The 14,214-nt window shown below is 38.0% G+C and carries 13 protein-coding genes; 10 read left to right on the top strand and 3 right to left on the bottom strand.

The annotated features are described in order from the left end of the window. The first annotated feature begins 39 nt into the window (after positions 1-39). Together LJE11_RS00115 and LJE11_RS00110 are read left to right on the top strand one after the other, a co-directional pair. A complete protein-coding gene (locus LJE11_RS00115) occupies positions 40-312 on the top strand; it encodes a hypothetical protein (RefSeq protein WP_008704491.1) in 273 nt (90 codons plus the stop codon). Beyond that, entirely contained in the window at positions 296-574 is a 279-nt protein-coding gene (locus LJE11_RS00110; RefSeq protein WP_008704489.1) for a DUF4160 domain-containing protein, read from the top strand. Before LJE11_RS00115 ends, LJE11_RS00110 begins: the two co-directional genes overlap by 17 nt. A 31-nt stretch (positions 575-605) precedes the next feature. On the opposite strand, the gene LJE11_RS00105 is transcribed toward LJE11_RS00110, so the two are convergent. Then, positions 606-2,462, bottom strand: coding sequence for a sensor histidine kinase (locus LJE11_RS00105; RefSeq protein WP_008704488.1), 1,857 nt, complete (start codon positions 2,460-2,462; stop codon positions 606-608). A gap of 206 nt (positions 2,463-2,668) precedes the next feature. Between LJE11_RS00105 and LJE11_RS00100 the strand changes: the two genes are divergently transcribed. From LJE11_RS00100 to LJE11_RS00065, 8 genes are all read left to right on the top strand, one after another. Further along, entirely contained in the window at positions 2,669-3,616 is a 948-nt protein-coding gene (locus LJE11_RS00100) for a uroporphyrinogen decarboxylase family protein (protein ID WP_008704487.1), read from the top strand. A gap of 22 nt (positions 3,617-3,638) precedes the next feature. After that, positions 3,639-4,889 (top strand): ABC transporter substrate-binding protein, encoded by a 1,251-nt coding sequence (locus LJE11_RS00095; protein ID WP_020993792.1) that lies wholly within the window; start codon positions 3,639-3,641, stop codon positions 4,887-4,889. A 140-nt stretch (positions 4,890-5,029) separates the two neighbouring features. Beyond that, entirely contained in the window at positions 5,030-5,914 is an 885-nt protein-coding gene (locus LJE11_RS00090; RefSeq protein ID WP_008704485.1) for a carbohydrate ABC transporter permease, read from the top strand. Next, complete coding sequence (locus LJE11_RS00085) at positions 5,914-6,759, top strand: carbohydrate ABC transporter permease (RefSeq protein ID WP_008704484.1); 846 nt, start codon at positions 5,914-5,916, stop codon at positions 6,757-6,759. Before LJE11_RS00090 ends, LJE11_RS00085 begins: the two co-directional genes overlap by 1 nt. Before the next feature lie 45 nt (positions 6,760-6,804). Beyond that, on the top strand, positions 6,805-8,352 hold the full coding sequence (locus LJE11_RS00080; protein WP_008704483.1) for a response regulator transcription factor: 1,548 nt from the start codon (positions 6,805-6,807) through the stop codon (positions 8,350-8,352). After that, on the top strand, positions 8,333-9,736 hold the full coding sequence (locus LJE11_RS00075) for a Sapep family Mn(2+)-dependent dipeptidase (RefSeq protein ID WP_008704482.1): 1,404 nt from the start codon (positions 8,333-8,335) through the stop codon (positions 9,734-9,736). The genes LJE11_RS00080 and LJE11_RS00075 overlap by 20 nt, the downstream gene beginning before the upstream one ends. Positions 9,737-9,781: 45 nt before the next feature. Further along, positions 9,782-10,699 (top strand): aldo/keto reductase, encoded by a 918-nt coding sequence (locus tag LJE11_RS00070; protein ID WP_008704480.1) that lies wholly within the window; start codon positions 9,782-9,784, stop codon positions 10,697-10,699. Between the two features lie 71 nt (positions 10,700-10,770). Beyond that, a complete protein-coding gene (locus LJE11_RS00065) occupies positions 10,771-12,090 on the top strand; it encodes an L-cysteine desulfidase family protein (protein ID WP_008704478.1) in 1,320 nt (439 codons plus the stop codon). 201 nt (positions 12,091-12,291) lie between these two features. Here LJE11_RS00065 and aroD read toward each other — a convergent pair whose 3' ends face one another. After that, positions 12,292-13,053, bottom strand: a complete 762-nt coding sequence (aroD, locus tag LJE11_RS00060) for a type I 3-dehydroquinate dehydratase (RefSeq protein WP_178015860.1) — start codon at positions 13,051-13,053, stop codon at positions 12,292-12,294. 268 nt (positions 13,054-13,321) lie between these two features. Next, positions 13,322-14,200, bottom strand: coding sequence for a shikimate dehydrogenase (locus tag LJE11_RS00055; RefSeq protein ID WP_227194588.1), 879 nt, complete (start codon positions 14,198-14,200; stop codon positions 13,322-13,324). Between the last annotated feature and the right edge of the window lie 14 nt (positions 14,201-14,214).

Raw genomic sequence — 14,214 nt, 5'->3', positions numbered from 1 at the left:
TAATCAGGTAAATTAGATGAAGAAGGGGTGAATGCAATTATGATGTATCCGTTTATGACATTGAATGATGATACTGAAATTACTCATTCGGAAATGAAAGCAGATGGGAAAGTAAAAGTCTATATAGAAACTCCTGATGAATTTGGAGGATTTCACAATGCCACATGCTGGCTTCCTGATTATAAGTGGGAGGATATTGAGGGATATTCTGATACAGAGATGGCATATTTTAAACAGTTAATCAGAAATAACGCTCATCTTATTATTGAATTTTCGCAGGAAGGAGGCATTTTAAATGCCGCAAATTCTTAGAATTGGACCATATAGTATTTATTTTTGGTCCAATGAAGGAGATCCCTTAGAACCAATTCATGTTCATGTATCAGAAGGAAGAGCCAGTGCAACTGCTACTAAAATATGGATTACCAGTACTGGAAAAACTATTCTCAGCAATAATAATTCTAAAATTCCGGAAAAGATACTGAAAAGGTTAATGAGGATGATAGAAGCCAATAGTTCGGATATTATTGATGAGTGGTTAAATCGTTTTGGAGAAATTCGATATTTTTGTTGAAAAATACCAGCTTTTATTAGCTGGTATTTTTTTATTGTGAAGGATTCTGAGATAAAGAGATAGTTTTGGATAATTCAGGTTGGAAAAAGGAAGGCTCTATATTAATGGCTGAGGAAGGCAGTACAATATCAATAATAGTACCTTCGCCAGGTATACTTTCTACCAAAAGTCCATATTCCTCTCCATAATAACTGCGTAACCTTTGATTTACATTTGCAAGTCCAATAGAGTGATGCCCTTTTGGAGAAGTTTTGCCGGAACACTGAAAAGTTTTTAATTGTTCCTGAGACATTCCGCTTCCGTTATCAGCAACCAGGAAATGAAGTAATTCGTTTTCAAGTTGACAGGAAATACTGATATAACATTCATTTTCTTTATTAGAAAAACCATGTTCCACACTGTTTTCTACAAGTGGCTGGAACAAAAATACAGGAAGATTCATCTGCAGGAATTCAGGTGGGACATTAATATCATAGCAGAATTTTCCGGGAAAACGTATGTTCTGTATAGTCATATAGCGCTGAACCTGCTGGAGTTCTTCCTGAAGAGTTGCAACAGGAAATTTTTCCAGATTATACCGTACAAGTTCAGACATACAAGTAGCAATGGTTTCGATTTCAGGTACATCATGAATTTCAGCAAGTGACTTGATAACATTTAAAGTATTATGAAGAAAATGATGATTTATCTGAAATTGCAGCATTTGAACCCGCATTTGTTGTTCAGTAATTTGAATTTCATAATTTTGTTTCAGGCTCAGAAAGAGACGCTGGCTCATTCCGTTAAAGCTGTCAATCAGTTTGCGCAATTCCTGGTTGGAACCGCAGGATTTCAGATCAATCTGTGTTCCATCGGAAGGATCCAGAATATCGATTTCATGACATAGATTGGAAACCGGACGGGTAAGTATTCTGGACAGGAAAATTGCCAGGATAAGTCCAAGCAATGCGCAGAACAGGAAAATTCCCAGGTAACTGATGATAGTGTCATGAAAAGTATGAGCGATTTTTTCGTTGCTTATGATCTGAACAATATGCCACTGGGTAGTATTATTAATGCATCCATTAATTACAAACTGACCCAGAGATGTCTTAAGAGTACTTTGATCGATTGCATCCTGTGAAGTTAGAGTATTGCTGAAGTCTTCAAGTTTGGACAAAACAGAGGAAGATATATCTGCTTCTGAAAAAGATGCAAGATTAATTGTGCATGTAAGTTTGTTATCTGCATTATAGATTAAAAGTGTATTTTGTGTTTCACAGGATGAAGATAGGATTTCCATAATTGGAGTAAAATCTATTTCTGCATAACACAGTCCTGTTTCCTGGTAATCGTATCTATCCAGTAAAATTTTGACCATTGGAAGAATACTGTGTCCGGTACTGGAATCTGTCTGCAGAGGTGCAAAATATGTCCGGTTTTTAGAAGTTTCAGCTATTTTTTTCCATTTTTCCATATTAGATTCAATTGTATGACGCTGCTGCGCTGTCTTTACATTATATTCAAAAGAGTAACCGTATCTATTTTGAAAATAGACGGTAAGCATAGAACTGTTCAATTGATTTGTCTGGCGCATTAAATTTCGAAAAACATTGAAATCCTGAGCATATGACAGATAATCTTTTTCGTAATTAGTTATCATGGCTTTACGTGCGTCATCGTTGAGAAGAGGAGTATCCGCTATTTTTAGTGCATTTTCAAGAAGTGTATCAAGAGACTGGTTCATTTGCGTCAGTGTTGCTGCAGTAGAAGTATTATATTCTGAAGTGATTGTACTGGTTTTTGAAATGGCATTTATTGTGCTTAGAAGAACCGTTGGAAAAATAACGAGAATAAGTGATGACAGAAAAATCTGCATACGAAAAGACAATTGATGTATTTTTTTCATAAAAACCTCCAGATATTTGTGATAGAATATTTTTAAAGAATTATAGCATGTATTTTTTGGAAAAAATAGAAAATATCCTAAGAAATTTTCTATTTTTATAAAACAATCTTTCTATTTTTTTGAAAAGAAGTTTATTATACTGTTTTCAACGGTCAGGGAACTTTGCAAAGCAGAAGACAGTAGAAATTTCAGGAGGTTAGAGAAAGATGACAAAGAAAGAGCGTGTACTGGCAGTAATGAAAAAAGAGCAGGTGGATATGATTCCGGCTGGATTCTGGTTTCATTATAAATCAGATTATACAGTGCAGCAGATGATTGATGAGCATATGAAATTATTCAGAACTACAGATATGGATATTATTAAAATTATGCAGGATTACCCATATCCGATTTCTGGAAAGATAACCTGCGCGGATGACTGGTACCATATCCAGGTAAAAGGAACAGACTCTGAAGAATTTGCAAAAATGGCAGAGATCATAAGAGGAATAAGAAAAGAAGCAGGTAAAGATGTTTTGATCTTCCAGACAATGTTTGGACCTTTTAAAGCTGCATCTATGACTTTTGGTGATGATGTTCTGATGAAATACAGTAAAGAAGCTCCAGAGGCAGTTGCGGCTGGTGTTAAGATTATTGCAGATGCATTGGAAGAGTGGACAAAGGGATATCTGGAGGCAGGAGCAGATGGCATATATTATTCTGCACAGTTTGGTGAAATCGGAAGATTTGAAAAAAATGAATGGGAAGAACTTGTGTGCCCATATGATCTTCAGATTTTAAAAGTAGCAGAGGAAATGCCAGAGAAATATAATATTCTTCATATTTGCGGTGAACCGGAATATCAGTTTGAAACACATGTAGAATGGTTTAAGAATTATCCGGCTGATTTGATTAATTGGTCAGTGAAAGATAATCATTTCAGTCTGGAGCAGGGACGTGAACTTTACAGCAGCGCGATTCTTGGTGGAATGAATAATAAGGGTAATGTATTGAATGGCTCTGAAGATGCAATCCGAGAAGAAGTAAAAGGAATTTTGGACGCGTTTGGAACAAAAGGAATTATGATTGGAGCTGACTGTACGATTCAGGGCGAAAATATCAGCCTTGATCTGATTAAAACAGCAGTGGAAGCGGCACATGCATACAAGAAATAAAAAGTAAAAGGAGAAATATATTATGGGTAAGAAGAGTTTGGCAGCATTACTTTGTGCAACAATGGCAATGACAGCATGTATGTTACCTGCAACAGCAGCAATGGCAGATGAACCATTAAAAATTGAATTCTTTCAGCAGAAGGGAGAAGAAGGACCTCAAAAGGGATATAAGGAGATTATTGATAAGTTCAATAAAGAAAATTCAGATATAGAGATTGAAATGAATACAGTTCCGGATGCAGGAACAGTTCTTACATCCAGAATTTCTTCTGGTGATATTCCGGTGATTTTTTCCGATTTTCCAACACAGACACAGTTTAAACAGAAAGTTGCCAATGGATATGTACAGGATCTTTCTGATCAGGATTTCCTGAAAAACGTCAATGAATCCGCACTGGAAATGACAAAACAGGAAGATGGTGGATATTATGCGCTTCCTTACAGCCGAAACTATATTGGAGTTTACTATAACAAAAAGACCTTTGAAGATAATGGATTAGAAATCCCGACTACATGGGAAGAGTTTACTGCAGTATGTGATAAGTTAAAAGAGGCAGGAATTACTCCTGTTGGAATGCATGGAAAAGATCCGGCACGTGTAGGACATCTGTTCCAGGCAGCAACTGTTGCATGGGCACCGGATGGTGTGGAAACTATCGGAAAAGTTGTTTCCGGAGAGGCAAAAATTGAAGGAGACGAAGAATTTAAAAATGTATTTGAAAAGATGAACACACTTCTTTCCTATGCGAATGAAGATGCACTGGCACTTTCTGATACAACATGTTACGAAAACTTTGTAAATGGTGAATATGCAATGACGATTACAGGTTCTTATGCGAGAGGAACTATCCAGTCTATTAACCCGAATCTGGAAATTGGTGTATTCCCACTTCCAAATGATACTTATGATGATACTAAGTGCTTATCCGGTATTGATGCTGCAATTTGTGTATCTGCACAGGCAAGTGATAAGGAAAAAGATGCAGCATATAGATTCCTTTCTTATCTTGCTGATCCTGAAAATGCACAGATATTCTGCGATAATGACGGTGCACCATCCTGTATCACAGGTGTTACAAGCAATGATGATGGAATCAAACCTATGGTAGATATGATTAATGCCGGAAAAACACATGACTGGATGGCGTCTACAATTGATAACAATGTAACTACTGATCTTTATAATGTAGTGCAGGGATTCTGGGCAAATAAAGATGTAGATGCAGTTATGAAAGACATGGATGCATCAATTGAAATTTCAAGCGCACAGTAAAATATTAAACGGCTCAATGTAGAAAAACCGTATACGTTCAAAAAAAGATTGCTGCGTAAGAATAATGATTCATTGGCAGCAATCTTTTTTTGAACCTGGATTTGATAATAATAAACAAAGCCTTTTAAGAGGAGTGCTATATGAATAATACAAAAAGAAAAAAGTTATCGGGCAGAGTGACGTTTTTTCTGTTTACACTGATACCGGTAGTGCTTTATACATTTTTTTATGTGGTATCTGTAATCAATGGTATTCGATACAGTTTTACAGACTGGGATGGAATGGCTCAGAAAATGAATTTTATCGGGTGGAAGAATTATAAGATATTGCTCAAAAATCCGAACTTTTGGAATGCTATAAAAACAACGGTGATTTACAGTGTATTGCTGGTGATTGGTGTAATTGTAATATCACTGATTTTGTCAATTTCACTGAATTCACTGAAAAAGTTTAAGACATTAGTAAAATCCGTGTATTTTGTTCCGGCAATGATTGGTGGTGTTACAATTGCACTGATCTGGGATCAGATTTATTATCGAGTGATTCCGGTAATCGGGAAAGCACTGGGAATTTCCTGGTTATCTAACAGCGTTCTGATGTCTGGAGATACGGCGTTGCCTGCAGTTGTATTTGTACAGATATGGCAGGCGGTTGCGATGCCAACGGTAATCTTTATAGCCGGTTTGCAGCAGATTCCAGAAGAGCAGTATGAATCTGCCAAAATTGATGGTGCCACAGCTTTTCAGCGTTTCAGGTATGTTACATTTCCTTATTTGCTTCCAACAGTAACAGTAAATCTTATACTTACAATTAAACAGGGATTTACCTCATTTGATTTTCCGTACGCACTTACCGGAGGTGGACCTGTCCGGGCAACAGAAGTAATAGGAATTCTGATATATAATGATGCGTTTAAAAATATGCGATTTTCCATGGCAAATGCAGAAGCATGTATATTATTTGTGATTGTTGCGATATTCTCACTTACGCAGTTGAAACTGACAAGTAAAGGAGGGACGGACTGATGAAGATAAAAGCAGGAAATGACGAAAGAGTATGGCTTTTTTTTAGAAATATTATTTTGATCGGTGGATTACTCCTGATTTTATGCCCTCTTTGGATGGTGCTGATCAACTCATTTAAAACATTGGAGGAGGCCGGAAAAAATTTCTTTGCGCTTCCTTCAAAACTGAATCTGGAAAATTATATTGAGTTGTTTACTAACAGTAATTACTGGATTTTTTTGAAAAATTCATTTAAAATAACAGTAATAACCATCATTTTGATTTTGATTTTTGTTCCGTCTGTTTCTTATTCTATTGCAAGAAACTTTAACCGGAAGTATTACAAAACAATTTATTTTTATATTATGATGGGGTTATTTGTTCCGTCGCAGGTAGTATTGTTGCCTGTAACCAAAATGATGTCAAAGTTAAATATGCTTAATCATGCGGGACTGATTATTCTGTATGTGGCATTTAGCCTGACGCAGGGAGTATTTCTGTTTGTAAATTATATCAGAGGTCTTCCTTACGAAATTGAGGAGTCTGCACAGATTGACGGTTGCAGTGTATTTCAGACATATGTAAAAATAGTACTTCCTCTGGTAAAGCCTATGATTTCTACGTTGCTGATCATGGATACTTTGTGGATCTGGAATGACTTTATGCTCCCTTTACTAATTTTAAACCGTTCACAGGCTATTTGGACACTTCCTCTTTTTCAGTATAATTTTAAGACAGAATATTCTTTTAACTATACAATGGCGTTTACGGCATATTTACTTGCTATGCTGCCTATGTTGATCATTTATTGTATGGGACAGAAATACATAGTCAAAGGACTGACAGCAGGATCTGTAAAAGGTTGATCCTGTAGAAGTAGTATATTGCGGGCGAAAGGAGAATCATGAAAAGTGAAGGTGCTGGTTGTAGAAGATGAATTTTATGCAAGAAAAGCCATGATAAGACAAATCAAAAAATATGATCAGGATGGACTTTTTGAGATATCGGAGGCATCTAATGGAGAGGAAGGCTGGGAATTTTGCGAAAAATATAAACCAGAACTTGTCTTGACAGATATTCGTATGCCTAAAATGGATGGGATACAGCTTCTTCAGGAGATCCGCAATAATGAATTAGAAATAAAAGTAATTATTCTGAGTGCTTACTCTGATTTTGAATATGCTCGCAGTGCAATTGTAAATGGAGCTTCAGATTATTTACTGAAACCAATTGATGATACGGCTCTGACAGAATGTCTGAATAAGTTTGTCACTCAGCATAAAATAGAACGAAAAGAAGCTTTGCTATCCAGAAAAGATATGGCAACACAATATATTTTGAACAGCATTCAGGAATCAAAATATTCCGGTTTTATAGAGAAAAATATGTTTGAAAGAGTGTTTCCGCAATATCAGCTAGGTGTTTTTCTGTTTCTTCATGATAAGCCCAGACAGGAAATCTTTCTTACGGAATTGGAAGAAAGCTGCGGAAGTATCATGCTGACGAAGATTCGGTTTGTAGAATTGAAACCGGATATGTGGATATTGCTTGTAAGACCGGAGGGAGATATGCTGTTTTTCTGGAGACGTATCAGAAAACTGCTGGAGAAAGAGGATTCCCAGGTTAAGATAGGAATCAGTAATGTGTATGGTGCAAATGCTTCTGTTTTGGATGCTTTTAGAGAAGCAGTTACTGCGATAAAGAGCAGAATTTATAAAAGGGAATCTCTGATTTTTGCGAAGGAAATAAAACAGGAAGATTTTTCAGAATATTACCTTGAAAAAGAAATAGAAAGAGAACTGGAACAATATCTAAAGGAAGGGAATGAAAGCAAAACAGGGACAACGCTGGATAAACTTTTTAAAGATATTGAGAAAGTTCTCCCAATTCGAATAGAATGTATGGAACTTCTGTATTCGCAGATTATCCTTATATACCGAAGGACGATTCGAATGGAAAATCATGATAAAGAATTAGATAATCTGTCAGAAAGTTTTCTGAAGTTTGATTCTGTTTTGGAGATTGAAAGCTATCTCAGGAGGATTGCGGAAAATATTTGTCATATGCAGCCGCAGAGACAATCAGATGAGTTGACAAATACGGGAATGGACATTGTGGAGAAGATGAGTGAATATGCAGTCAATAACTATAATATGGACATTACAATCCGGAATCTTGCGGAAAATGTATTTTTCATGAATCAGAGTTATATCAGCCACTTATTTGCTGAGAAGAAAGGAATTAGTTTTTCTGCATTTCTGCGAATGATTCGGATTTGTCATGCTAAGGAATTTCTGGCAGATGCGAGATGGTCCGTAACAGATGTTGCATTGATGTCGGGTTATAACGATACCTCACAATTTATACGTATTTTCCGACAGGAAACAGGAATGACACCAAAGAAATACCGAATATTTCTGAAAAATGGAGGAAGTGAAAATGAATCCAGGGAAAGTTGAATGGAATGAAGAAAATAAGCCACAGCCGGATATGGAATTATTAGAACAATGGATCTCCAGACAGGAATATCAGATGCGAGAAGATATTGCAGCATTGATCAGAATCCCGAGTATTGCTGATCAGCAGGAAGCAATTCCGGGGGCACCATATGGAAAAAAATGCAGGGAAGCACTGGAACAGATGCGAGCATTTGGATTGAGAGAACAGATGGAGACAGAAGATATAGACGGACACTGTCTGACTATTGCTACAGGCAAAGGGAATGTTGAGATTGGAATATGGAATCATCTGGACGTAGTTCCGGAAGGAAAAGGATGGATATATCCGCCCTATACGTGTACAGAAAAGGATGGCTATTTAATTGGGCGTGGAGTACAGGATAATAAAGGTCCTGCAGTTGCTGTTTTATATGCAATGAAATATTGCAGGGAAAAAGAAATTCTGAATAATATTAAAGTAAGGCAGATTCTTGGATGTCAGGAAGAAAGCGGTATGACAGATGTAGAATATTATCTGAAATACAAAAAAGCACCGGAATATTCTTTTGTTGCTGATTGTGGATTTCCCGTATGTTGCGGAGAAAAAGGACATTGTATTGTGTTGATGGAAACTGTTAGTGCAGTAGAGGGGATTCTGGAATTTGACGGAGGGACTGCGCCTAACAGCGTGCCGTCTTTTGCTCATGCGGTTGCGGAGAACAAAATAGGACAAAAGAGCGAAGAAACAGCAGTGGGAATCAGTGGACATGCAGCTTTTCCGGATGGAACTCAAAATGCAATAGGTATACTTTGTGGAAAGTTGAAAATGCAAAATTTTTCTAAACAGACAAAAAGAGCATTAGAATTTGTGGAGAGACTTTCAGAAGGTGGTTATGGGGAAAAAACAGAAATTTGTTGTTCTGATGAATGTTCTGGTAGACTAACATGCAATATAGGTCAGGCATTTCTGCACGAAGGACATTTGAGAATAGTGATTGACATCCGTTATCCAGTTACTAAAAAAACAGAAGATTTTCTTCCGAAGCTGCAAACAGAAGCTGCTAAATCAGGAATTCGCATCATTGGTATTGAAGACAGCAGACCATATTATATGAATCCGGAACAGCCTTTCATACAGACTCTGATGGAAGCATGGAGGGAGGTTACAGGTCTTGAAGGCAGACCATTTGTTATGGGAGGAGGAACTTATGCGAGGAAAATTCCCAATGCAGTGGCATTTGGCCCTGGACAGGAGCGAAATCTAGACAGGCTCGGACTTCCAAAAGGACATGGAAACTGTCATTGTGCGGATGAAGCGGAATTGTTTGAAAATCTGAAGAATGCAGTGAAAATATATGTTTTTGCACTTAAAAAACTGGACAAAAGAATAAAAGAAATACGTTAACTAAAGAGAAATACATAAATTAAGTATAATACAGGAGGATACAAAATGAAAATGTTTCAGATTAGTGATAAAATAGACAATGTATCAAGAATTGGAATTGGATGCATGAGAATTACAGGTTTATCTGATGAAAAAGCGGTAAGAAGTCTGATTGAAGGAGCACTGGAGTGTGGAATTAATTTTTTTGATCATGCAGATATTTATGCAGGCGGAGAAGCCGAAACACTATTTGGAAATGCGCTGACACCTCAGTTGCGTGAAAAGATGGTGATTCAGACAAAATGTGCCATACGTCCGGGTATCTGTTATGATTTTTCAAAAGAATATATTCTGAATTCTGTAGATGGAAGTCTGAAACGTTTAAAAACAGATTATGTAGATATATTACTTCTTCATCGTCCGGATGCGTTGATGGAGCCGGAAGAGGTAGCAGAAGCATTTGAAATTCTGGAAAAAAGCGGAAAAGTAAAAGCATTTGGTGTAAGCAATCACAATCCAATGCAGATTGAATTACTAAATCAATACTGTGGTGGAAAAATCTGTATTGATCAGATACAGTTTTCAGCGGCTCACTGTCCAACGATTGATGCAGGACTAAATGTAAACATCCATAATGATGCAGGATGTGATCGTGATGGTGGTATTATCGAGTATGCAAGACTGAAGAAAATGACATTGCAGGCATGGTCTCCGTTCCAGTATGGAATGTTTGAGGGAATATTTATTGGAAACGAGAAATTTCCGGAACTGAATAAAGTGTTAGATCGTCTGGCAGAGAAATATGGGGTAACACAGAATGCAATCGCAGTTGCATGGATTATGCGTCATCCCGCAGGAATCCAGACAATTGTAGGAAGTACAAATCTGAAAAGAATTCAGGATATAAGTAAAGCATCCGATATTGTTCTGAGCCGTGAAGAATGGTATGAAATTTATCTTGCAGCAGGAAAAATGCTGCCGTAAGAAAAAACATATCATCTGAATCAGATGGTAAAGAACTTTGCTTGACAGTTAGGAGAAGAGAGCGCGCATTTATGGAAAAAAAAGTGTATGAGAGTTATCTGGAGATTCTCAGAGAAGAACTTGTTCCTGCTCTGGGATGTACGGAACCTATTGCAATTGCATATGCAACTGCAACAGCAGCTTCTGTACTGGAAAAAGTGATAAAAACAGATGATGATGGAAATAAAAAATATGAAGGACATTTAAATCTTTATTGCAGTGGAAATATAATAAAAAATGTAAAAAGTGTTACAGTACCAAATTCAGGAGGAATGAGAGGTATTGAAGCTGCTGCAGTTCTTGGAATGGTTGGTGGTCAGGCAGAACGGAAACTGGAAGTACTGGAGGGAATTACAGAAGCTGAACGCATTCAGACAGCAAAACTTCTGGAAGCACAATTCTGCACATGTTATCTTGAAGAAGGAGTAGAGAATCTTTATATCCGTGCAGAACTTACGCAAAATGGACATAGAGCAGTTGTAGTTATAGAAAATAAACATACGAATATTGTCCTGATCAAAAAAGACGATGAGGTACTGTTGGAAAAGAAGGGCTTTCAGCAGAAAAAAACAGAGAAAAACCAGGATAAAAGAGATTTGCTGAATGTAGCAGATATTCTGGAGTTTGCAAAAATTGTGAATATAAAAGAGATAGAGGAAGTCATAGGACGCCAGATTGCCATGAATACAGCAATTTCCGAAGAAGGTCTGCGTAATCATTACGGAGCAGAAGTAGGACGTACCTTGCTTCGCGCATATGGTGATGATGTCAAAGTACGTGCCAGAGCAAAAGCGGCAGCTGGATCTGATGCAAGAATGAATGGATGCTCTATGCCGGTAGTTATTAATTCCGGGAGCGGAAATCAGGGAATGACCTGTTCTTTGCCAGTCATCGAATATGCCAGAGAACTTAAAGTTCCTAAAGAGAAAATGTATCGGGCACTGGTTGTAAGCAACTTAGTAGCGATTCATCAGAAAACTTATATTGGAAGTCTGTCAGCTTACTGTGGAGCGGTAAGTGCCGCATGTGGAGCAGGAGCTGCCATATCCTGGTTAAACGGGGGTGATTACAATGCAATATCTAAAACAATCACAAATGCTCTTGCAAATACAAGTGGCATTGTATGTGATGGAGCTAAGTCTTCATGTGCTGCCAAAATCGCTTCAGCAGTAGATGCAGCAATTATGGCATACGCTCTGGAGGATGCAGATCATTGTTTTCAGGCAGGAGAAGGATTGGTACGTGATAATGTTGAGGATACAATTCGAAATATGGGATACGTAGGAAGAGTTGGAATGAAAGATACAGATGTTACAATCCTGAATTTGATGATCAATCAGAAAAAAGTATAAAGAATAAAAGCAAAGAACCTGTCAGGTTTTTGGCAGGTTCTTTGTCATGGAAATTTTCATCATAAAATTTTAAGGAGTATTTTGAGTAAATATTTATTGCCATATATCTCATGGGATAACAATCATCTGTTGCCGAAGATGAGTGATATCAGACAACTATGGGCAAGAATAACATCTGATATCACATCATTCATCAACAGATCACAGACTGCTGTGAATGATATCCAGCACCTGTTTTAATTCATGCACACCGACCTGTCCCGGAGCAGAAGCTTTGGAAGCAGCACCGAAGGTGAGAGCGGAGCCGAATGTCTCACCTGTCAGGCGGCTTACAACGCCTGTTCCTGCCATGGACATGGTAATGATCGGGCGGTCTGCATATTTCTCAGACATTTCCAGAGTAGCAGAGAGGAGTGTAAGAACATCCTGTTTGCAGGTCGGCATAACAGCCATTTTCGGAATATCAGCACCGAAATCCTGCATCATACGAAGACGTCTGATAATCTCCTCCTTCTCCGGAGTCTTAAAGAAATCATGGTTGGAAGCAATTACCTTTACACCTGCCTCATGAGCAGCATTGATGATTGTCTTAACAACTTCATCACCTGTAAATGCTTCTACATCAATTAAATCTACATAACCGCTCTGAGCAGCTACAATATTTAAAGCAGCATAGTCATTTACAGAAATTTCTTTCTCACCGCCTTCTTTGGAAGTACGGAATGTAAGGAGAACAGGAATGTCTTTTAAAACTTCCTGAAGCTCTTTTGCGGTTTCTAATACTTTCTCAGTAGCAAAGACATCATCAAACCAGTCTACACGCCACTCAACTACATCAACAGGAAGAGTAGTGATCTTTTTGGCTTCTTCGAGAATGTCTGTTTTTGTTTTTCCTACGATGGGAACGCAGATCTTAGGTCTGCCCTCGCCGATCACAGTGTTTTTTACCTGAACTGTGTTCATCTGTTTATCCTCATATTTTCTGTTGTATTATAGTAGTTCCGGATTATTATGGAACTGTTATAAGAATAACCGTAACATAACCGCATGATCAACAGCTTTTTGAAGCAAACTGCAGAATATGTACATTCTGCGCGGAGTAATATATCAGTACATCTCCTGCAGTACGCCGAAAAGCGGTATATATCAAATATTATGTGCGGAAAGATCAGTGAAATGATCTGTTCTGCATCACAATATGAGATATCCATACTGAAGATACCATCAGGTATCAGTCATCATAGGAGATGTGAAGAATCTCTTTCATATGTTCGATAGGCATTGGTTCGCCTGTCCATAACTCAAATGCAGCGGAACCCTGGAATAACATCATTCCCAGACCATTCATTGTCTTGCATCCAACTTCCTTGGCCATGGAACGCATCTTTGTTTCCAGCGGAGAGTAAGGAACATCAATAACGATCAGCTCAGGACGGAAGTAAGACTTGTCCGGAACAACGGACTGGCCTTCCAGTGGTTTCATTCCCACACCTGTAGCATTGACAAAGATAAAACTGTCATCCATCTCAGCTTTCAGTTTATCAAGATCTGCCAGATCATAAAGAACTGCATGGCAGGATGTCTTTGTGTTGATCTTCTCTACTGTGGATACTGCACGATCCCAGAATTCATCCTTGCGGTTAAAGATTGTGATCTCGGCAACGCCGTCCAAAGCAGTCTGGATCTCGATAGCAGTGGCAGCACCGCCTGCACCGACGATAGTCATTTTCTTTCCGATCACATCAATATCATTATCTTTCAGGGCAGACATAAATCCGATACCGTCAGTGATATGACCTGTAAGATGACCGTTGTCATTTACGATCGTGTTAACTGCACCGCATAATTCTGCTGCAGGAGAAAGCTTATCCAGGTATTTTCCAACCAGAGTTTTGTTTGGCATGGAAACATTGGATCCTCTCATTTTCAGAGTACGGATTGCTTTTACTGCATCCTCAATTTCATCTGCGCCAACTTCGAAAGCAAGGTAAGCGTAGTCATACCCGAGTTTTGCAAAAGCCTCATTCTGCATTGCAGGAGAGCTGGAGTGACGGATCGGGTAAGCCATCAGACCGATTAATTCAGTATGTCCGGTAATTCTTTCAGCCATTATAATATCCCCTT

The sequence above is a fragment of the Blautia sp. DFI.1.216 genome (assembly GCF_020594215.1).
In the GTDB taxonomy this organism is placed as follows: domain Bacteria; phylum Bacillota; class Clostridia; order Lachnospirales; family Lachnospiraceae; genus Blautia_A; species Blautia_A wexlerae.
This window is presented reverse-complemented; position numbering and strand designations above follow the sequence as displayed.